This window comes from Clostridioides sp. ZZV14-6154 (assembly GCF_020657785.1).
In the GTDB taxonomy this organism is placed as follows: Bacteria; Bacillota; Clostridia; order Peptostreptococcales; family Peptostreptococcaceae; genus Clostridioides.
On sequence record NZ_JAGWCY010000004.1, the window covers coordinates 47,942 to 70,378 of the forward strand.

The window sequence follows — 22,437 nt, forward strand, 5'->3', positions numbered from 1 at the left end:
GGAGTTTTATGAGTAAAGTAAAATCTATATACAACGAAGAGTACTTACCTTTTATGATAAGGTATGGGAGATTGACATTATCTTTAGGTATTATAGCAGCATTAGTTCCTGGAATAATTTTAAGTTTTGGATTTGGTCTTATGCCTCCAATATCAGCATTATTAGCAAGTACAATGGCAATCGTTAGTATGAGTGCACCAAACTACATAATAGAGCCAGTTTCTTATTCACCAATTTTAGGAATACCAGGAACTTATATGAGCTTTCTTTCTGGAAATATATCTAATATGAGACTGCCATGTTCAATAGCAGCTCAAAAAGCAGCAGAAGTTGAATCAGGAACTGAAGAGGGTTCAATAATATCTACTATAGGAATAGCTGTATCTATTCTAGTAAATATAAGTATTTTGACTTTTGGAGTAATTTTAGGAGGAAGTGTATTGTCTAAAATACCACCTGAAGTAGTAGAAAAATTGAATTTAATTTTACCAGCTTTGTTTGGGTCAGTATTTGGACAAGTTTTTTTACAAGATAAAAAGCTAGGATTAGTAGCAATTGTAATAGCTGTATTAACTATTATATTATCAAAGCAAGGTATAATACCACAGTCTTTAGTAGTTCTTATATGTGTATTTGGTACTATATTGATTGCAAGAGTTATGCATAAAGATAAACTTAAGGACTAGTAAAAAAGATAAACTTAGAGGCTAGTAAAATTAAAAAAGTAAAAAGTTTAAAATATAAAGAATTATAGTAAAGGCTACTGCAATAAAATTATATTTTAAGGGGTGAATAATGTGGTATATGATTTAGTTTTAAAAAATGGATTTATAGTAGATGGTACTGGACAAAATGGTTTTTATGGAGATATAGCGATAAAAAATAACTTAATAGTGAGAATAGATTCTGAGATAAATGATGATACAAATAAAATGATAGATTGTCATAAAAGAGTTGTAACACCTGGATTTATTGACCCTCATGTTCATGAAGAAATAGTAGCAATATTAGATGGTAAATTTGAAAAATTCCTAAAACAAGGTGTTACAACAACTATAAATGGTAATTGTGGTCATTCTATAACACCATATTCTTCTGAAAATGTATATGAATATATGTATAAGAATGGTCTATTACTTGAAGAAGAAAAAAAGTATCTTATAGATAAAAATAAGCATTGGAATAGTTTTACAGGATATTGTGACCTTATATCTAATAGTGGAATAGCTATTAATATGGGATTTCTATTGGGTCATGGCACTATAAGATGGAGTGTTATGGGAGGGTCTAAAGATAGACCACCTACAGAAGAAGAAAAAATAGAAATTACAGAGATAATAAATGATGGTATGAAAAGTGGGGCTTTTGGAATATCTACTGGATTGGCATATATACCAAGTAAGTATGCTGATATTGATGAATTAGTTGAGATTGCAAAACTAATAAAAGAACATGATGGTATATATACGTCTCATATTAGGGATTACATAGGAAGATATAATGCAGTAAAAGAAACTATAGAAGTTGGTGAAAAAAGTGGAGCTAGAGTACAAGTATCCCATTTAAGCCCAGTTGAACTAGATGCATTTGATGAGATATTAAATGCTAGAGACAATGGTGTTGATATTATGGTTGATACAGTACCAAGAAGTTCTGGACATTGTATGAAGAAAAAAAGAGTACTTCAATTTATTATGGCAATATCATCTAGTTTGTTTGAATTAGGTATGGATGGCGTTATGGATGCCCTTAGGAATGAAGAAGGAAGAGCCCTGATATTAAAAGAGGCATTTATACTTGGAGATAGAGGAAGTATAATACTTCTAAATACCAATAATATTGATATGGAAAAGAAATCAATACGTGAAATAGCTATACAAAAAGGTATAGATGAGAATAAGTTATTACTAGATTTACTTTTAGATGGAGATGAAGAACTTATATTTTGCCTAGGAGGAATGTACAGGGGAGATTTTCCTGATAAATTACATGATAAAAAGATAATAAATAATCCATTTGTTATGGTTGGTTCAGATTGTTTGTTTAGTGTAGGTGGAGATATGTCATGGTTTGAGCTTCAAAGAAGAGGGGCATTTCCAATTTTCTTTGATATGTATAAAAAATCAGGTGTTAGATTGGAAGAAGTAGTAAGAAGGGTAACTTCATTGCCAGCTAACCAGTTTAAAATAAAGGATAGAGGTATACTTAAAGAGGGTAAAATAGCTGATATAACAGTAATTGATATGGAAAACTACAGCTACCCTAGGTCTGAAGAGATTGACTTCTCAAATCCACAGTTATTAGCTAGAGGTGTTGAATATGTAATTGTAAATGGGAAAATTGCATTAGAAGAAGGTAAAGTTACTAAAAATCAATGTGGTGAAGTATTAAAAAGATAAAATATTAAAAAATAATAAAAATTTAGAAATTAAATAAATAGATAGTAAAAAAACGAAGTTTGAATATTATTTAAATAAAAATCACTCTTCGTTTTTTTATAATAGTATTAAATCTTAATTTATATGGACAATAAAAAGCATGTACAATAAGAAATGTACAAAAAATAATTTACTTTTATAATAAAAAAATTGAGATTTTTATTTATTGAAATATGTAGAAAAATTGGGAAAATAAATGGTTATAATTTTGAAAAAGAAATTTTTTGTAAGTAGATAAAGATAAACTTCTTCTAGAAAATGTTAAAAAAATATCTAGCAAAAGAGAGTTTCAATATCAGAGAATGAGAAAATAATAAAAAATAGTTATTACTTTTTATATATATTAAAATAATATTATATTATAAAATATATATACTATGTCTAATTTAATTAAATAAACGATAAAATATTTATATTTATCCAATAATTAAGATTTTTATGATATTTAATAAATGTTAGTTACTATTTATTATTTATTATATTTACTGAAATAGCGTTATATGGCGAAAATAAGAGGTTGCATATATTTTATAGAAATAAATATTAAAACGAATATTGATAAAAAAATAACGTAAATTTAAAAATTAAAGTGTTTTAATACTGATTTTATTCTACAGATTGATTATTATTTTTACTTTAATAATTCTAAATAAAACTAAAATTAAATTATCAGAATAATCTTGACAGTCTAAAATCGTGACTGTATAATACAATTAAAAATCGGATTAATTACCTAGCTTACAAAAAATAAAAATAATGCTAAAAGCAAACGTTTTATTTTTTTAGTAACTAATCCTCCGCCACTCCTTAAATTAGAGCTTTTCTAATTTCAAAATGTATTACTAAAACTTCATAATGTAACTGTGCAATATTTATTAGGCTCTAACTTTTAAGGTTACTAATAATTTATTACATGGCTCCATACATTTGGCGGCAATGGCGGGAGCGATAAGGGGTAAGATATGGAAAATTACAAGTATGGATTTAATGACAAGCCAAAGCTTCTAACAGCAATACCACTTAGTATGCAACATGTTTTTTCTGCTTTTGCAGGTACTATGTCGGGTGCCATTTTAGTAGCTGTGGGCATGGGTCTCTCACTAAGTGAGACTGCATTTTTGATTCAATGTTCGATGTTGATTGCAGGGGTGAGCACCATACTGCAATCTATGGGAATTGGACCAATAGGGTCACGGTTGCCAATTGTTACTGGTGGAAGTTTCACCTTTGTAGCACCATTAATTGCCTTAAGTACAAATAATGATGTTGGTATTGCTGGAGCTTTTGGAGCAGTACTTGTAGGAAGTCTAGTTTTAACTTTAGTAGGACCTCTTGCAGTAAAATATTTACATAAATATTTTACACCTACAGTTACAGGAAGTGTTGTTTTGGCAGTAGGTTTATCACTTATGAGCTCTTCATTTGACTATGCAGTATCTTTTGATGCTCATGGACCTAATGTAGTTGCTAATTTTTCTTTAGCTGTATTTACATTGTTGTTGACACTTATTTTAAATCAATTTGGAAAAGGTTTTCTCAAAGTAGCATCCATAATAATTTCAATAGTAATAGGCTATGTAGTAGCAGTAATATTTGGTATGGTTGACTTTTCTAGTATGGCACAAGCAAATTGGTTTGCAGTGCCAAAGCCTATATACTGGGGATTGGAGTTCAACTTGGGCGCTATTATAACCATATGTACAATTCATATTGTGACAGTTATGGAAATAATAGGAGATACGACAGGGGTTGTTAGTTCTGTTGAAAACCGTCTACCTACGCAAAAAGAATTGATGAGAGCTGTTAGAGCAGATGGAGTTGGAAGTTGTTTTGCAGCTTTGTTTAATGGGCTTCCAGTCATATCAGGTAGTCCAAACATAGGAATAATTTGTATGACAGGAGTTGCAAGTAGGTACATAGTAGCACTTGGGGGAGTAATGTTAGGTATATTAGCATTTTTCCCAAAGTTTGCCCAAATATTAGCTTTAACACCAGACCCAGTTATTGGAGGTACATTAGTTATGATGTTTGGAACAATTGCATCATCAGGTATTAAGGTTATTGGAATGGGAAAGATGACAAATCGTAACATAACAATTTTAGCAGTTTCGCTGGGCATTGGTATGGGTGGTTATTTTAATCAAGCTGCATTAGCATTTTTACCAAGCATTGTAGTCACTTTAATGACTGGTATATCTGGAACAGCTCTATTATCTTTAATACTAAATATCGTATTGCCTAAGGAAAAAGAGGATGTAGTGGAAAGTAAAGTAAGTTGTAAAGCTTAGAGAACGTAATTCTAAAGGATATCCAAGAAGGAGCGCCTTGCTTCTATTTTTTTTACCCAAAAACCTTAAAAAACTAAATAATCAAAAGATATGATACTCATTTTAATAAAAGTATAATCTGAAAGGATATCCAGGAGGAGCGCCTTGCTCCTCCTTTTTTAACAGTAATTATGGATTTTACTTGTCAAATGAGTGTAAATAACTTGGATAAATTATTAATCAAAGATTAAATTTCATAGAAAATATTAAAAATTAAATTATGTGGAGAGAAGGTGGAGATTATAGATGTTATTGAGCTTGATATAAATGGCAGATTGAGAGAGGTGAGTATAAAAAAAAGTTGGACTTTACTTTATGTTTTAAGAGAAGTGTTTAATTTAACTGGAAGTAAGTGTGGATGTAGTACTGGTGATTGTGGAGCTTGTAAAATAATTTTAGATGGAGAAGCAGTTAATTCATGTTTGATTCTAGCAAGAAATGCAGTTGGGAAAAAGATATTGACAATTGAAGGGTTGTCAGATGGTATCAATATACATCCAATTCAACAAGCATTTATTGATTGTGGAGCTGTTCAATGTGGGTATTGCACTCCAGGGATGATAATGTCGGCAAAAGCCCTGTTAGATAAAAATCCAAATCCTTCTGAGGAAGATGTTAGAAAGTCTATAGACAATAATCTTTGCAGATGTACAGGATATGTAAAAATTGTTGAGGCTATACTTTTATCAGCAAAAAGGATGGGGGGTATAACCTGTGAGTAATAATTTTAAAGTTATTGGTGAAAGAGTCCCAATAAGAGATGCTGTACTTAAAGCTACTGGCCAACTTAGATATACTGCAGATATGAAAATTCCAAATATGCTTTATGCTAAGGTTTTATTCAGCCCTATAGCGCATGCAAAAATTAAAAAAATAGACACATCAAAAGCTGAGAAATTAGAAGGTGTAAAAGCTATAGCCACTTATAAAAACTCACCTCAAAAAGCCTTTAATAGTGCCATGAGATTTTATGAACATGAGTTGCCAGAGGTTGAACATATCTTTGATGATACTGTTCGTTTTGTGGGTGATAAAGTTGCAGCCGTTGCAGCTGAAGATTTACAAACGGCTGAAAAAGCATTGAAGCTTATTGAGGTTGAATATGAAGAATTACCCTCAGTATTTAATCCAGAAGAAGCAATACAAGAGGGTGCATATCCAATACATAAAGGGGGAAACAAGCTTGCAGTAAATGTACAGCAGTGTGGAAATATTGAAGAAGCCATGAAAAAAGCTGATTATATTTTTGAAGATAAGTATACACTTCCAGCTATACATCATGGTGCAATAGAAACTCATGTGGCGATTGCAGATTATGATTACAGTGGGAAACTTACTGTTTATAGTCCTAATCAAAACACTTTTGGATTTAGGATAATCTTATCTAATTTATTTGGATTACCAATGAATAAAGTTAGACTAGTAAGTCCAGCTATTGGAGGAGCTTTTGGAGGTAAATTAGAGATTACAATTGAGCCAATTGTAGCATTATTAGCAAAACTGTCAGGTAGGCCAGTCAAACTAGAACTTAACAGGAGAGAAACTATTGCTTCGACAAGAACTAGACATGGCGCAGTTGTATATCTAAAAACGGGTGTTATGAAGGATGGTCAAGTTATAGCACAAGATATGAAAGTTCTGACAAATACAGGTGCATATGCATCAAGTGCTTTAAATGTAATTGGAGCAATGAGTCATAAAGTGTTTAAAGCATATAAGATTGAAAATATGAGATATACGGGGATACCAGTGTATACAAACACACCAATTGCAGGAGCAATGAGAGGGTATGGTTCTCCACAAGCTTTTTTTGCTCAACAATCCCAACTAAATAAAATTGCAAAAAAACTAAATATGGATATTTTAGATTTACAGCTTAAGAACTTAGTCGAACCAGATGGAATAGATCAAAGATTTAAAAGTCCTCATGGAAATCCAAGACCAATAGATTGTATAAAAAAAGGTGCTGAAATGTTTGACTGGAAAAAACAAATTAGACAGCAAAATGAATCAAATGGTAGATTTTTGATTGGTGTAGGTATGGCAGTTGGTTCACATGGAAATGGATGCTTTGGAGCACATAGAGATATAACAGCTTTAATGTTGAAAATGAATGAAGATGGTTCAGCTGTATTATATACAGGTACTCATGATATGGGAAATGCATCTGTAAGTGTTCAAGTACAAATTATATCTGAAGTACTTGGAATAAGCCAGGAAAAAATAGAATGTATACAGGCAGATACAGAAGCATCACCATGGAATTTAGGAGATTACGCAAGCAGAGGAGTTTTTGTATCTGGAAATGCAGCTTTAAAAGTAGCAAATTCAGTAAAAAAAGAACTTTTAAAGGAAGCATCCCAACTTTTAAAAGAGGATGAAGAATATATAGAATTTAAGGATGAGAGAGTCTATTCTATCAAAAATAACAACAAACAAGCCACTTTATGTGATGTCATGATACATGCTCAAAAGGTAAGTTTAAGAGAGATTATAGGAGCTGAAACTTTTGCATCTCAAACTGGAGCAAGTTCATATGGTGTACATTTTGCTAAAGTTGAGGTCGATACTAAACTGGCAAGTGTAAGAGTTTTGGAATATGTTGCAGTTCATGATGTAGGGAAAGCTTTAAACCCAATGTCTGTAGAAGGTCAGATTGAAGGAGCAATTCAAATGGGAATAGGATATGCGTTGACTGAAGCACTTGAATTTGACAATAGAGGAAAAATAAAAGCTAATTCATTTCGCTCGTATCATATGATAAAGGCTAGTGAAATGCCCCAAATAAAAGTTGGCCTGATAGAATGTGGAGAACCTGGAGGTCCATTTGGAGCTAAGAGTATAGGTGAATGTTCTGTTGTACCATCAGCACCAGCAGTAGCAAATGCAGTAGCAAACGCATTAAATTGTGATTTTTATAGTTTGCCAATAAAGAAAAGTATTTTACTAGATAATATAAATATTTAATGTTGCTTTATACAAAAGAAATTAGTTATACAAAGTAAAAAGATATTTATTTAAAATACTTTAGATATTAAAATGTAAGACCTTTTTCTAAATGTAAGTTTAAATTATATAAATGTAGAGGGTGTGATGAATTTTGAATTTAAGGTTTAAAGATAAGGTTGTTGTGATAACAGGAGCAGGGCAGGGGTTAGGAGCAGGATTTGCTTTAGATTTTGCTATCGAAGGAGCAATAGTAGTCTTAATTGGTAGAACCAAAAGCAAATTGGATAATGTTGCAGAACAAATCATTAAATCTGGAGGTAAAGCTTTTGTTTCAGTTTGTGATGTAAGTAAACCTAAAGATGTAGAAGTTTGTTTTAGTGAGGTAATAGATAAATTTGAGAGTGTAGATGTATTGATTAATAATGTTGCTCTCCATAAATCAGCTCCAGTAGTTGATACTACAATTGAAGATTGGGATGCTCAGATAAAGACTAATTTAAGTGGAACTTTTTATTGTACTAAGGCTGTCCTTAGAACAATGATTGATAAAAAGTATGGAAAAATAATAAATATTAGCTCTACAGCAGCAAAACACTTTTTTCCAGGCTTTGGAGCATATGCTGCTTCTAAAGGAGGAATGGTAAGTTTTACTCAAACATTATCTGAAGAAGTAAAAGAGTATGGAATCAATGTAAATGCGATATATTTAGGGATGACTAACACTGAATATACAAGAAAAAGATTTAACTATGATGATGCAGTTACGATACCGCTTGAAGAAATGTTGCAAGTGGAAGAAGTATCAAAAGTTGTAACTTTCTTAGCATCTGATGAAGCAAGTCCAATAATGGGAGCTGCAATTGATGTATGTGGTAAGAAAGCATAAAAATATATATTGAGAGGTATAAAGATGATAAGTTTAAACAAGAAAGCTATGGTGGTAGTGAGAGAGATAATAGAAGATGCAGAAGCATTGGGATGTGAAATTATTAAGATGGATTGTGGAGCAACTATAATTGATATGGGCTTAAATTGTAGTGGAAGCTGGAAAGCAGGTGTTTTATTTACTAGGGCTTCTATAGGTGACCTAGGAACAGTGTCATTAGGAGATTTTAAATTAAATGATGAATATTCTTTCTCAGCAGTTGAAGTATTTATAGATAAACCATTGATTGCATGTATGGGTTCACAGATTGCTGGATGGAAACTTGGAGAAGGTGAATTTGCAACTATTGGGTCAGGACCAGCAAGAGCTTTAGCAAGAGTTGAATCAGACTGGTATTTTGAAATGACTCCATATAAAGATACTTATCATGAGGCAGTTTTATGTATCCAAGATATAAAATATCCCAATAATGAAACAGTCTTAGAGGTTGCAAATGCTTGTAAAGTAAAACCAGAAGACACATATATATTAATTTCACCAAGTACATGTATTGTAGCATCAATGCAAGTATCAGCAAGAATCATTGAGCAAGTATGTCATAAGATGTTTGAAAAAAACTTTGATGCAGGTCAAATTGTACTTGCGAGAGGAAAAGCACCAATAGCACCTATAGTAAAAGATGAACTTAAGACTATGGGAAGAATAAATGATGCATTGATTTATGGTAGTGAAACTGAGTTTTGGGTAGATTCAACTGATACTGCCATTGCAAAGACTATACACCAGTTAGCAGGGAAAACGTCATCTCCAAATTATGGGGAATTGTTTGAAGATGTATTTGTGAAGGCAGGAAGAGACTTTTTCTATGTAGACCATGATGTACATTCAATAGGCAAAATACAAATACATAATATAAACACTGGAAAATCATTTTCGGCAGGAGAAATAAATTATTCAGTACTCGAAAAAAGTTTCTTAAAATAAACAATTTAAAAATTTATTGATTCAGGGGGAGATAAGATGGCATTAGGTAAGTTAAGATTAGAAAAATTATACCGTGACATGGTTATGATTCGAAGATTTGAAGAAGTAATAGAAATATATGCTGCCAATGGAACAATACCAGGATTTGTTCATTTAAGTATAGGGCAAGAGGCTTGTCAAGCAGGTATAGTTGATGCACTTAGAAAAACAGATTATAAATTTCCAGACCATAGAGGTCATGGAACTATAGCACTTTGTGGTACTGACCCAAAACTTGTAATGGCAGAAATTTTTGCTAAGGCTACAGGGATAAATGGTGGTAGAGGCGGTTCAATGCATATAAATGATATTGAATGTAGAAATATGGGATTTAATGGAATACAAGGTTCAACTATGGTAACTTGTCTTGGTACAGCTTTTGCATCTGTGTATAAAGAAACAGATGATGTTACAGCAGTATTTCTAGGAGATGGAACTTTAGGAGAAGGAGCTTGCCACGAAAGTCTTAATATGGCAGCAACATGGAAGCTTCCTATAATATATTGCCTACTTAATAATCAATATGCTATATCTACACACTATACAGATTCACATCCTCAAAAAGAGTTAAAAACTTGGGGTGAGGGATATGAGATTCCAAGTTTTAGGGTAGATGGAAATGATGTAGAAGCAGTAATTGAGATAGTGGAAATAGCAGCAGATAGGGCAAGAAAAGGTGAAGGTCCAACTTTAATAGAGTTTCTTACTTATCGTTGGCAAGGTCATTTTGCAGGAGACCCAGCAGCATATAGACCAGAAAAAGAAGTTAAGTATTGGAAAGATAGGGACCCAATAAAATTAACTAGAAAGATACTTATTGAAAGAGAAGGCATGTCAGATGAATCACTTAAGCAAATAGAAGAAGAAATAGAGGCTGATGTTCAAGAAATGCTGAGATTCTCATTGGAGAGTCCATCACCAGATATTAAAGATGCAGTTACACACACATATGTTGATAGAGAGGTGGAGATAAGATAATGGGAAGAAAACTTTCATATGGAATGGCAATAAATGAAGCACTTCATCAAGCTATGGAAAATGATGATAGAGTTTTTATACTAGGTGAAGATGTAGCTAAAATGGGTGGAGATTTTGGAATTACCAAAGGAATAATGGCTAAATGGCCAAATCGAATAAAAGATACAGCGTTATCAGAATCAGCTATATTAGGATTATCAAATGGTGCAGCACTTTGTGGGTTAAGACCAGTTCCAGAGATAATGTTTGCAGATTTTTTGGGAGTTTGTTTTGACCAACTTGTAAATAATGCAGCAAAATTAAATTTTATGTTCCAAGGAAAAGCACATTGTCCAATTACTGTTCGTGCTGTACAGGGAGGTGGTATACGCTGTGCATATCATCATTCAGTTTGTGCAGAGTCATGGTTTATGAACACTCCTGGACTTGTAGTAGTTTCACCAACAACACCTTATGAAGCTAAAGGGATGTTGCTTTCAGCTATAAAAAACGATAATCCTGTATTATTTTTAGAACATAAGATGCTATACAATGTCAAAGGGGAAGTGCCAGTTGAGCCATATGAGATTCCTCTATATGAAGCTGAGATTGAGAAAACTGGAAGTGATATTACTATAGTAGCTACTCAAATGATGTTAGGATTAGCACATAAAGCAGCAATTCAACTTGAAAAAGAAGGAATTGATGTAGAGATAATCGACCTTAGAACTGTATTTCCTTATGATAAAAAAACTATAGTAGAGTCAGTTGCGAAAACTAGTCGATTGGTTATTGCTCAAGAAGGTCCAAGAGTTGGAGGATGGGCAGCTGAAATATCTGCAATGATAAATGAAGATGTATTTGAGTACCTAAGTGCACCGATAAAAAGAGTTACATCAATTGATGCTCCAGTAGCATATGCACCAGTTTTAGAAGATTTTGTTTTACCAAAATTAGAAAATCTAATTAAGGCTTGTAAGGAAGTTATGCAATATTAGTCAGGGGAGGATAAACAATGATTACAGAGGTTAAGATGCCTAAGTTTGGTCTTTCTATGGAGGAAGGAACAATTGGCACATGGTTGATTGAAGAAGGAAGCGTAGTAAATAAGGGTGATGAAATTTTAGAAGTTGAAACTGATAAGATTACTAATACTGTTGAAGCGCCAGAAAGTGGGGTATTGAGAAAAATATTTTTTGAAGAGGGCGATATTGCTAATTGTGGAGAACTAATTTGTATAATTGCAGAAGCTAATGAAGATATTAGTGGATTTGATTTGATAGATAAAACTGATAATGAAAAAGAGGCAGATATTTTAAATTTAGAAAATACAACTAAGGCAAAAGGTTTAAATATAGAGAAAAGAATAACTCCGAGAGCTAAAAAAATAGCTGAGGAAAAAGGAATTAACTATTCAAATATAGAGGGAACAGGAATACATGGTGCAATAACAATTGATGATTTGAAAAATTTTATGAACAGTAATTCAGTAGAAGAAGTTATGAAAGTCAATAAAAATAAAGTAGTAGAAAAAGAAGTACGGCAAGAAGTTACTCCTATTTCTCACGTTAATAACATTAAGGTAAATATAGGGGAAAATGATTTGGTAACTAAGATGACACCAATGCAAAATGTAATAGCAAAAAAAATGCATGAGAGTTTGTTGACAACAGCTCAAACTACAATTGCCACTGAATTAGAAATTACTAGCTTATCAAAAATATATAAAGGATTGAAAGAAAAGTATAAAAAAGTAGGAGTTAAATTAAGTTATACAGCTCTTATAATAAAGGCTGTAGCTGAAGCTCTTGAAAATCATCCTAAACTTAGAACGCAAATAGTTGATGAAAATCATTTTAAAATAAGTAACGAAATTAATATAGGTGTAGCTGTAGACATTCCAAATGGCTTGGTGGTACCTATAATAAAAAATGCAAATTTAAAAGATTTAAAAACAATATGTATTGAACTAAGTGATTTAAGTGAAAGAGCTAAAAATAACAAGTTAAATTCTGATGAAATGAGTAATGGAACTATCACTATAACTAACTTAGGGATGTTTGGAATAACATACTTTACCCCAGTGTTAAATACACCAGAAAGTGCAATTTTAGGTATTGGAAGTATAATAGAAAAAGTTCTTGTAAAAGATGGTGCATTTTATGCTGGTTTAATAATGAATATGAGTTTAACTCATGACCATAGAGTAGTAGACGGAGCACCTGGAGCACGTTTTCTTCAAGAAGTTACACAAAATCTTTTGGATTTTAGATGGATGTAATTAAAATATATGTAAAATAATTTTATAGTACACCAGTAATCTGACAGATAGTTTGTTATGCGTTTCTCGAAAGATTTTTTCTCTCCAAACTATCTGTCAAAATCAAGACATAGCAAAAAATTATATGGAGGTTACTGCATGAGAAAAGTAGATTTGATAATTAAAAACGCTTATCTAATTTCAATGAATAATGAGAGGGAAATACTAAATGATGCTTGTATAATAATTGAAAAGAACAAGATAATTGATATAGGAAAGACGAATTTACTAGAAGAATACATCTCTGAAAAAATTATAGATGCTAGAGGTAAATTTGTTTTACCTGGATTTATAAATACTCATTCTCATCTATTTCAGACTTTGTTAAAGGGATTAGGAAGAGATAAACTGTTGTTAGACTGGCTTGATAGCTCTGTTAGAAGGGCTATACATAAAATAGATGAAGAATGTTGCTATTATGCAGCCTTAACAGGATGTATAGAAGCAATTAGAACAGGCACAACTACTATACTTGACTATATGTACTGCCATGGAAAAGAAGGGCTTGATGATAGCATAATTCAAGCATTTGAAGACTTAGGAATAAGAGGAATACTTGGTAGAGGGTTTACAGACACAAGTAAATTTCCAAAAGAATTTGGCTGTACTTATCATGATACAGAACAAAAGTTTTTTGATGATGTTAGAAGATTAGAGAAAAAATATAGAGACCACTCGAGAATAAGTTTAGCATTAGCTCCTGGAATTATATGGGATAACACAGAAGAAGGATACAAAGAAATGAGAAATATAGCCAATGAGCTTCATATTCCAATAACTATGCATTTACTTGAAACTGAGGACGATGATAAATACTGTTTAGAAGATAGAGGTATGAAGACTGTACCATATCTTGAAAAAGTAGGAATTTTAGGACCTGACTTTATTGCAGTTCACTGCATACAAATGTCAGATGAAGACATAGAACTATTTAAAAAATATGATGTTAAAATATCTCATAATCCAGTATCTAATATGGTTTTAGCGGCAGGAGTAGCACCAATTCCAAAGCTTATTGAAAATGGATTAACTATAAGTTTAGCTTGCGATGGTTCAGCGAGTAATGATACTCAAAATATGTTAGAAGTAATGAAAATGACTACATTATTACAAAAAGTTACTCATAGAGATGCAAAGCTTTTACCTTCGTCAAGTGTGCTGGAAATGGCAACACTTGGAGGAGCAAAATCCATAAATAAATTAGACTGCTTAGGGTCAATAGAGATAGGAAAAAATGCTGATATTATAATTTATAATCCATATAAAAGTGCAATTTCTATACCAGTTCACGACCCAATTAGTTCATTAATATATTCATCTACTCCAAATAATATAGAAACTTCTATTATAGATGGAAAAGTAGTTATGGATAATAACAAGATAGTTAATATAGATGAAGAAAAAGTAATATATGAAACTCAAAAAATATCAAGTAAGTTAATAGAGGATGTTGGTCTAGGAAATGTACAATGGGGAAAAAGAATTTATGGATTGTAAAAAATACTTGGGAGAGGGCGGTCAAAGTATGAATAAGCTTGAGTTTTTCAACATACCAAAAAATAATTTAAAAATAAATGTATTAAATAGAAATGAAAAGATATTAGACACTATAAAAGAAGAATCTAATGAAAATGTCTGTATACCAGATGCTTTAGAGTATTATACGGAGTTGTTTTTTCCAAAATCAAAAGATAAAAGACCATATATATTTTCATCTATGGTGCTTTCATCCGATGGAAAAATGGCATATGAAGACAATAAAGCAGGACCTTTAATTGGAAAAAATAATTTTGTTGATCCAGATGGAGCCTTGGCAGATTTTTGGGTTTTAAATGTTCTAAGAGCATATTCAGATGCTGTGATTATAGGGGCTAGAACGTTGCAAAATGAACCTGGGATAACATGTCATGTATTTGATGAAAGTTTGACACAGCAAAGAAAAGACTATTTAAATAAAAAATATCAGCCATGTGGAGTAGTAGTTTCTTTTGATGCTACAGATATTCCATTTGACCATTATACATTTAGAGTTGATAAGAGTCAGGAATATAAAATGGTTATAGCTACATCTCCAAATGGTTGGGATTATATAAAAGAAAATTCTCCTTTAAAACACAGATGTATAGGAAGCTTTAATTCAATTAAGGATGTTGATGATTATAAATTTGAAGAATTATACAAAGATTTTGATGTTTGTCCTGTAATTGTAACTGGTAAAGATAGTACTCCAGACTCTAAGATATTACTTTATGTACTTAAAAGTCTAGGGATAGAAAAAATGTGTATAGAATCTCCTTCATATTGTACTCATCTAATTGAAAATGAATTATTAGACGAATATTTTATGAATTATTCTATGGTATTTGTTGGTGGAAAAATGACTCCAGGTTGTACAACAGCTTATAGATACTTAGAACATCCACATTCGGAATTATTGACAGTAGGAATGCATAGAAATAATTTTATTTTTACACGTCAGAAACTTTGCTATGGTATTAAAAATCAAGTAGATTTAACAAGCTATAAATATTGATACTAAAATTTTAATTATAGATATTAATATCTATAACTTAAAAGGAGGAAAAATAAATATGAACACTGATTTAATCGTAATTGGTGGTGGCCCAGGTGGGTATGTTGCAGCGATTCGAGGAGCTCAACTGGGGTTAAAAGTTGTAATTGTAGAAAAAAATGAATTTGGAGGTACTTGCCTAAATACAGGTTGTATTCCTACAAAGACACTATTTAAAGATGCACAGGTTTTAAATTATTTTAATCATGCTGAAGAATATGGGATAAAAGTTGATAAATACAAATTAGACTTGGAAAAAGTGCAGAAAAGAAAGAAACATATAGTTAAGACATTAACTAGTGGTGTAAAAGGATTATTAAAAGCAAATAAAGTGACTGTAGAAAAGGGGGAAGCAAAGTTAATAGGTAAGGATTCTGTAGAAATAAAATTAGATGATGGTTCAAAGAAGATAATTAAAGGAAAAAATATTTTAATTGCATCTGGTTCAAAATCTTCTAAGCCTCCTATTAAAGGAATTGATTTAGAGGGAGTAATAACAAGTAAAGAAGCTTTAGAAATAACTAATTTGCCTCAGAAAGTAGTAATAATTGGAGGAGGAGTTATAGGAATTGAGTTTGCAGGAATTTTAAATGAATTTGGTTCAGATGTAACTATAGTTGAGTTCTTGGATAATATAATTCCTATGGTTGATAATGAGGTATCTAATAGATTAACTAAACTACTTAATAAAAGGGGGATTAAAATACTACTTTCATCAAAAGTAGAAGAAATATTTAAGAGTGATAAAGAACTAGTAGTAGATATAAATAAGAATGGAGAAAAAACAAAGATTGCTTGTAATAATGTACTTGTATCTACAGGAAGAGAGTTAGATGTAGAAGGACTAAATCTAGATAATTTAGGCATCAAATATGATAAAAAGGGAATAAAAGTTGATGAAAATTACTGTACGTCTGTACCAGGTATTTATGCAATTGGAGATGTGATTGGAGGAATAATGCTTGCACATGTTGCATCTGAAGAAGGCAAAGTAGCTGTTGAACGAATTGTAGGGGAAAAAACAAGTGTAGATTATGATTTAGTACCAAATTCCATTTTTACTTTTCCAGAGGTATCTACAGTTGGATTGTCTGAAGAAGAAGCCAAAAATAAAAACTTAGACTATGTCGTTAGCAAATTTCAGTTTTCTGGCAATGGAAAGGCTCTTACAATGAATGATTCAGATGGTATGGTTAAGGTAATTGCTTCAAAAGATAAGACTACAATATATGGTGTTCATATCATAGGGCCCAATGCTAGTGATTTAATTCATGAAGCTGTAATTGCGATGAAAGCAATGTTGACAGTTGAAGAAGTTGCCAGTACTATGCATGGACATCCAACTTTACCAGAAGCTTTTGCAGAAGCTACTATGGGAATAGTAGGTAAAGCAATACACATACCTCCTGTTAGAAAGTAAAATTATAAGAAGTAAATAAAAAGTAATTATATGTAAGAGCATTATGTTGAAAGTATTTAAATAAAAAATCATTTGAATAAAAAAGTAGTCAAATATTAAAGAGGGAAGTATATAATATGAAATTAAAATCATTTGAAAGACCTTTATTTATTGAAGAACTAACTTTTAGGATAAATACTGAATTAATAGAAAAGTACTTACAATTAGATTATGAGATTTGGGTTAAAGGTCTAGAATTATTAGAAGGATTTGCTGGTTCTGAGATATGGATTAGTGAAAGTAATCCAGAAGAAATAACATCAATAATATATTGGACAGATTATAAGTACTATAAAAATATTGATAAAGACTGGCTAAGTGATAGAAAGAAAAGAATGTCTGAATTAATGGGAGAAGGAAATTTAGAGTTTGTAAGAGCAGAGCATGATGTCAATAAAAAGTATAAGCTTAGAGAATATAAATAATAAGATTAAGTGCACTGAACAACTATACATAAATAATACTTTAGTTAAAATAAATATCATTTAAGTTAAGAATTAACTAGATTAAGATGTGTATAGCTCAAAATTAATTGTTAATAAATTCATGGTCGTAAAGAAAAATAAAATTTATGGGAGGATTTATTTTATGAAAGAGCACGATACATCAAAATTTCATCTAGAGGGAAAACCGCCTTTAAAAGAAGCTTTACCTTTAGGATTACAGCATTTTGTTTCAATGATAGCTGGTAATATGGTTCCAGCTATGCTTATATCGAATATAGTAGGGCTTGATAAACAGATGTCAACTATGCTTATGCAAGGTGCTATGTTGGTAGCTGGAATAGCAACTTTACTACAATTGTACTCAATACCACTATTTAAAGGGCATAGGCTGGGTTCAAAGCTTCCTGTAATAATGGGAACAAATTACGTATTTTTAGGAGCCTGTCTTTCAGTGGCTGGCAAATACGGACTTAAAGCTCTTTTTGGAGCTCAAATTGGAGGAGCAATAGTAGTGTTTTTTATAGCCTTTGGAATTAAGAAGATAAGACATTTATTTACTCCAATTATAGCAGGTACAATGATTGCTTGTATGGGTATTAGTCTATTTCCAACTGCTGTAAAAAATTTAGCTGGGGGAGAAGGCTCAGCCACATTTGGAGAACCTATAAATTTTGCAATAGGGCTTATAGTTGTTATAGCTATAATTTTGCTTATGAAATTTGGCAAGGGTTTGGTTCAAGATGCTGCAATTTTAATAGGTATAATATTTGGTTATTTAGTGTCACTTGCATTTGGATTGGTTGATTTTTCTGCAATTCAAGGGACACCAATATTTTCTTTTCCAAAACCATTGGCATTTGGTCTAGAGTTTAGACTTGATTTAATATTAATGTTTGCCATTTTATTTATGGTAGCTATAGCTGATATGATGGGAGCAGCAACAATTGCTACAATGGGAGCTATGAATAGAGAGGTTACAGATAAAGAATTAGAGTCTGCTACAATGGGAAATGCATTAACATCTATAATTGCATCTGTATTTAGTTCAATACCAACAGGAGTATTTGGTCAAAATGCTGCAATCGTAGCTATAAATAAAGTTACTAGTAGATTTGTATTGTCAATTACAGGAGTAGTATTAATTTTAGTTGGATTTTCACCATTATTGGGAGCAATCATAACGACTATACCTTCATGCATAATAGGAGGGGTCACTTTAATCGTATTTTCATCAATTGCTATGGCTGGTTATGATATGATAAGTCAATGTGGATTTACGTCAGATAACAATCTTATAGCAGGAGTTTCAATTACTTTAAGTATAGGTATAACTTCAGTTCCTCAGACTTTGGAAAAGTTTCCAGAGATTATTAGAACTTTAGTTGGAAATTCTTGTATAGTATCAGTATTTATTGTAGCAATGATAATTAAATATATATTATCAATAAAATCGAATAAGTCTAATGATATAAAAATAGAGGCTTAAATTAAAATTTGTGGGAGGTATAGAGTTATGGCTAAGATACTAGGAATATGTGGAAGTCCAAGAAAAGGAGCAACTGAATATGCAATACTACAAGCTTTAGAGGAAGCTAAAGAAATACCAGGTATAGAAGTTGACTTTTGGACTGTAAGAGGAAAAAATATAGGTCCATGTATACATTGTGATGCTTGTATGAGAAAAGCAGAAAAATGTACTATACAAGATGATATGGGCGAACTAGAGAAAAAATTGCTAGAAGCAGATGGATTTATAATAGGTTCTCCTGTTTATGATATGGGAATAACTGCTCAATTGACTGCTGTGTTAAATAGATTAAGACATATGTATTTAGTACATGGATGTAATTTGCAAAATAAAGTAGGAGCTGCTATAACTACTGGTGGAACTAGATATGGTGGACAAGAAATGGCCAGATTACCAATAATAAATTTCTTTTTAATGCATGAGGTATTGGTAACAGGAGGACTTATTGGAGGATACACTGGTGCTAGTATTTGGAGTAAAGATGCAAAGGAACAAGGTGCAAAAGATGACGAAGTAGGCATGAATACCATAAAAAGACTTGGGAGAGGTCTAGCTGAAGCTGTTAAAATATCTAAATATGGTCTTGAAAAGTGGAATATTGAAAAAGAAGAATTAGGAATAACAAGTGAAACTGAAAAAAGTCCTGTAAAAGACCACTAAAATTTATATTGCCCATACGTAAAATTTAATTAGCCCCTCTTAATATATGAGACAACCCATCATAAATATTAAGAGGGGTAATTTTGTATTTAAAATTATTTGTAATAAAATAAGATATATTAATAAATATGATAGAATATATATTATAAATTAAATTTTATAAATATAAGGGGGGAACTTTGAGTTCTTATAAATTTCTTATGTTATAAGGGCCAATATTTTATGCGGGAGTTATTAAATGTAACACTTATAATAGTACTTGTTTTAATAAATGCATTTTTTGTAGCTTGTGAATTTGCTATGGTAAAGCTTCGTAGTTCTAGGATAGATACTATGATGGCTGAAGGTAATAATAATGCTAAAAGATGTAAAATAATAAAAGATAATCTAAATTCCTATCTTTCTGCATGTCAACTTGGGATAACACTTTGTTCGCTTGCACTAGGGTGGATGGGAGAATCTACAGTTAAAGAGTTAATATTGCCAATAATAAGTATATTTAATCTTAGTGAAAGTGTTATATATACAATATCAATTTCTATTTCCTTTTTAATTATAACAATGGTAGAAGTTGTAATAGGGGAGCTTGTTCCTAAAGCCTTAGCACTTTATAATACAGAGAGAATAATGCTAAGTACATCTTTTTTGCTGATTGGATTTTATAAATTGACATACCCAATAATATACTTTTTCAATCTAAGTACTGATTTATTTCTTAAACCATTTGGATATTCACAAGCTGATGAAGTTGATGAACCACATACAGGTGATGAAATAAGATTATTAGTGGAAGAAAGTTATAAAAGCGGGCTTATAGATGAATCAGAGCAAAGATTAGTTGACAATATTTTTGAATTTGAAGAAAAGAAAATTAGAGAAATAATGGTACCTAGAACTGATATGGTCTGTATATATGAAAGTGACTCAGAGGAAAAGATATTATCTATTTTGAGAGATGAAGGTGTTACTAGGTATCCAGTATGTAAGAAAAATAAGGATGATATATTAGGATTTGTACATATAAGAGATTTGTATAATCAAAAAATAAGCAGAAATAAAATTGAACTAGGAGAAATGCTTAGAGATATTATATATATATCAGAAAATTGGACTATAGATAAGGCTCTTGAGAAATTAAGAAAAGAAAAGCTCCAACTTGCTATAGTGGTAGATGAATATGGTGGCACATCTGGTGTAGTAACAATTGAAGATATACTGGAAGAGATAGTTGGAGAAATTCAAGATGAATTTGATAAAGAAGAAACTCATATTAAGAAAATAGGAACAAGTTCTTACTTGGTTGATGGAACTGAATCAATCAATGATATTAATAAGTATTTTGGTCTTGATATAGAGCATGATGGATTTGATAGTATAGGAGGTTGGATATCCTATATGCTTGGTTCAAACATTAAAGTAAATCAAAGTGTAACTTTTGAAAATTACAATTTCACTATATTAGAATTGGATAAATTGAGGGTTGTAAAATTAATCATAAAAAGTGTAATATAATTATATCAAAAAATATTGGAGGAATTGTATGCAAAAAGTAGAAGGAATTATTTTTGATATGGATGGAGTTTTGTTTGATTCAGAGAGAATATCTCTTGAATTTTGGATAGAGACATTTGAAAAGTATGGATATACTATGACTAAAGAAATATATACATCTGTTATGGGAAGAAATCGTAAAGGGATAATAGAAGGTCTTACTAAGATATACGATAGCTCTGTGCCAATAATAGATTTGTATGATGAGAAAACTAAAAATATGATTGAATTTATGGATAGAGAAGGAGCTCCTATTAAATTAGGAGTTAATGAATTAATATCTTTTTTAAAGAAAAATGGATATAAAATGGCAGTTGCAACATCTACAAAAAGAGAAAGAGCAGTTAAAAGATTGGCTAAGGCAAATTTAAAAGAATACTTTGATGCTATAGTTTGTGGAGATGATGTTGTAAATTCTAAACCAAATCCAGAAATATTCTTAAAAGCAGCTAAAAAGATAAATGTTAATCCAAAAAATTGCATTGTTATAGAGGATTCCCCTATGGGAGTAGAGGCTGCTTATAATGGTGGTATAAAATGTATAAACGTACCGGACTTAAAAGAGCCAGATGAACAAATTAAAGCACAATCACATAAGATACTTGAAAATTTATTGGAAGTTAGAGAATACCTGAAAAGTTTAGATTCTAAAGAATGTTGTAGCCTATAATATGAAATATTAAATCAAAGAATTTAAATTTAATTTCTTTGATTTAGAATAAATCCATGGATATGAGAAAAAATAATTATAAACAATTAGGAGGAATATTCATGGATAGTGTAGGTTCTCTATTATATTTTTTATTTAATTTTTTCTTGTATGGTTTTATAGGTTGGATAATTGAAAATTTATATAGTTATTTTACTCAAGGTCATTTTCAAGAAGATGGATTTTTAAATGGTCCATTTAAGCCAATGTATGCAATTGCAATGTCTATTATAATAGAGGTCTCAAGGTTTATTGACCCAAATAATATATTTGCATTGCTTTTACTATGTTTAGTAGTGCCAACAACAGTAGAGTATATCACAGGTATAATTATGAAGGTATATTTTAATAAAGTATATTGGGATTATTCAGACTATAAGTACAATAATAGAGGGATAATATGTGTAAAATTTTCTATGTACTGGATTATATTGACTTTTATTGGAGTAAGGTATCTTCAAGTGTATGTAGTTGATAATTTGTATAGTTTAATAATGCCTTATTGGCCAATTATAGCAACTATATTATTGATAGCATTGTTTGTGGATGAAATTTTTACTATAAAATTCTTGAGAGGAAATAGAGATATAATATAACTTTAGAAGTATAAGA

19 protein-coding genes are annotated in these 22,437 nt (G+C 31.1%); all 19 read left to right on the top strand.

What is annotated here, in order from left to right:
• The first annotated feature begins 8 nt into the window (after nucleotides 1-8).
• The 19 genes from KGF45_RS10845 to KGF45_RS10935 all read left to right on the top strand — a co-directional run bounded on the left by KGF45_RS10845 (nucleotide 9) and on the right by KGF45_RS10935 (nucleotide 22,421).
• Entirely contained in the window at nucleotides 9-686 is a 678-nt protein-coding gene (locus KGF45_RS10845) for a hypothetical protein (RefSeq protein ID WP_227827652.1), read from the top strand.
• Between the two features lie 111 nt (nucleotides 687-797).
• Complete coding sequence (locus KGF45_RS10850; protein WP_227827651.1) at nucleotides 798-2,399, top strand: N-acyl-D-amino-acid deacylase family protein; 1,602 nt, start codon at nucleotides 798-800, stop codon at nucleotides 2,397-2,399.
• 1,001 nt (nucleotides 2,400-3,400) lie between these two features.
• The gene (locus tag KGF45_RS10855; RefSeq protein ID WP_227827650.1) at nucleotides 3,401-4,726 is read left to right on the top strand and encodes a uracil-xanthine permease family protein; all 1,326 of its coding nucleotides are present in this window, start codon (nucleotides 3,401-3,403) and stop codon (nucleotides 4,724-4,726) included.
• Nucleotides 4,727-4,998: 272 nt separating this feature from the next.
• Entirely contained in the window at nucleotides 4,999-5,487 is a 489-nt protein-coding gene (locus KGF45_RS10860; RefSeq protein ID WP_413840514.1) for a (2Fe-2S)-binding protein, read from the top strand.
• Nucleotides 5,480-7,732 carry a xanthine dehydrogenase family protein molybdopterin-binding subunit gene (locus KGF45_RS10865; RefSeq protein ID WP_227842547.1) on the top strand — a complete coding sequence of 751 codons (2,253 nt, stop codon included), beginning with the start codon at nucleotides 5,480-5,482 and terminating at the stop codon, nucleotides 7,730-7,732. Before KGF45_RS10860 ends, KGF45_RS10865 begins: the two co-directional genes overlap by 8 nt.
• A 133-nt stretch (nucleotides 7,733-7,865) precedes the next feature.
• On the top strand, nucleotides 7,866-8,600 hold the full coding sequence (locus tag KGF45_RS10870) for an SDR family NAD(P)-dependent oxidoreductase (protein WP_227827648.1): 735 nt from the start codon (nucleotides 7,866-7,868) through the stop codon (nucleotides 8,598-8,600).
• Nucleotides 8,601-8,624: 24 nt separating this feature from the next.
• Complete coding sequence (gene mch, locus KGF45_RS10875) at nucleotides 8,625-9,584, top strand: methenyltetrahydromethanopterin cyclohydrolase (protein WP_227827647.1); 960 nt, start codon at nucleotides 8,625-8,627, stop codon at nucleotides 9,582-9,584.
• Between the two features lie 36 nt (nucleotides 9,585-9,620).
• Nucleotides 9,621-10,601 carry a thiamine pyrophosphate-dependent dehydrogenase E1 component subunit alpha gene (locus tag KGF45_RS10880; protein WP_227842548.1) on the top strand — a complete coding sequence of 327 codons (981 nt, stop codon included), beginning with the start codon at nucleotides 9,621-9,623 and terminating at the stop codon, nucleotides 10,599-10,601.
• Nucleotides 10,601-11,578, top strand: coding sequence for an alpha-ketoacid dehydrogenase subunit beta (locus KGF45_RS10885; RefSeq protein WP_227842549.1), 978 nt, complete (start codon nucleotides 10,601-10,603; stop codon nucleotides 11,576-11,578). The genes KGF45_RS10880 and KGF45_RS10885 overlap by 1 nt, the downstream gene beginning before the upstream one ends.
• 17 nt (nucleotides 11,579-11,595) lie before the next feature.
• Nucleotides 11,596-12,861: a dihydrolipoamide acetyltransferase family protein gene (locus KGF45_RS10890; protein ID WP_227842550.1), complete on the top strand. Its 1,266-nt coding sequence runs from the start codon at nucleotides 11,596-11,598 to the stop codon at nucleotides 12,859-12,861.
• Between the two features lie 138 nt (nucleotides 12,862-12,999).
• Complete coding sequence (locus KGF45_RS10895; protein WP_227827643.1) at nucleotides 13,000-14,397, top strand: amidohydrolase family protein; 1,398 nt, start codon at nucleotides 13,000-13,002, stop codon at nucleotides 14,395-14,397.
• Nucleotides 14,387-15,433: a dihydrofolate reductase family protein gene (locus tag KGF45_RS10900; protein ID WP_227842551.1), complete on the top strand. Its 1,047-nt coding sequence runs from the start codon at nucleotides 14,387-14,389 to the stop codon at nucleotides 15,431-15,433. The genes KGF45_RS10895 and KGF45_RS10900 overlap by 11 nt, the downstream gene beginning before the upstream one ends.
• A 58-nt stretch (nucleotides 15,434-15,491) precedes the next feature.
• Entirely contained in the window at nucleotides 15,492-16,892 is a 1,401-nt protein-coding gene (gene lpdA, locus KGF45_RS10905) for a dihydrolipoyl dehydrogenase (RefSeq protein ID WP_227842552.1), read from the top strand.
• A 116-nt stretch (nucleotides 16,893-17,008) separates the two neighbouring features.
• A complete protein-coding gene (locus KGF45_RS10910; protein WP_227827640.1) occupies nucleotides 17,009-17,356 on the top strand; it encodes a TIGR03792 family protein in 348 nt (115 codons plus the stop codon).
• A gap of 163 nt (nucleotides 17,357-17,519) precedes the next feature.
• Nucleotides 17,520-18,863: a uracil-xanthine permease family protein gene (locus tag KGF45_RS10915; RefSeq protein WP_227827639.1), complete on the top strand. Its 1,344-nt coding sequence runs from the start codon at nucleotides 17,520-17,522 to the stop codon at nucleotides 18,861-18,863.
• Between the two features lie 27 nt (nucleotides 18,864-18,890).
• Nucleotides 18,891-19,565, top strand: a complete 675-nt coding sequence (locus KGF45_RS10920; RefSeq protein ID WP_227827638.1) for a flavodoxin family protein — start codon at nucleotides 18,891-18,893, stop codon at nucleotides 19,563-19,565.
• Between the two features lie 222 nt (nucleotides 19,566-19,787).
• Nucleotides 19,788-21,077 carry a hemolysin family protein gene (locus KGF45_RS10925; protein ID WP_227827637.1) on the top strand — a complete coding sequence of 430 codons (1,290 nt, stop codon included), beginning with the start codon at nucleotides 19,788-19,790 and terminating at the stop codon, nucleotides 21,075-21,077.
• A 28-nt stretch (nucleotides 21,078-21,105) separates the two neighbouring features.
• The gene (locus KGF45_RS10930; RefSeq protein ID WP_227827636.1) at nucleotides 21,106-21,786 is read left to right on the top strand and encodes an HAD family hydrolase; all 681 of its coding nucleotides are present in this window, start codon (nucleotides 21,106-21,108) and stop codon (nucleotides 21,784-21,786) included.
• Nucleotides 21,787-21,887: 101 nt separating this feature from the next.
• Nucleotides 21,888-22,421 (top strand): putative ABC transporter permease, encoded by a 534-nt coding sequence (locus KGF45_RS10935; RefSeq protein WP_227842553.1) that lies wholly within the window; start codon nucleotides 21,888-21,890, stop codon nucleotides 22,419-22,421.
• Nucleotides 22,422-22,437 lie beyond the last annotated feature (16 nt).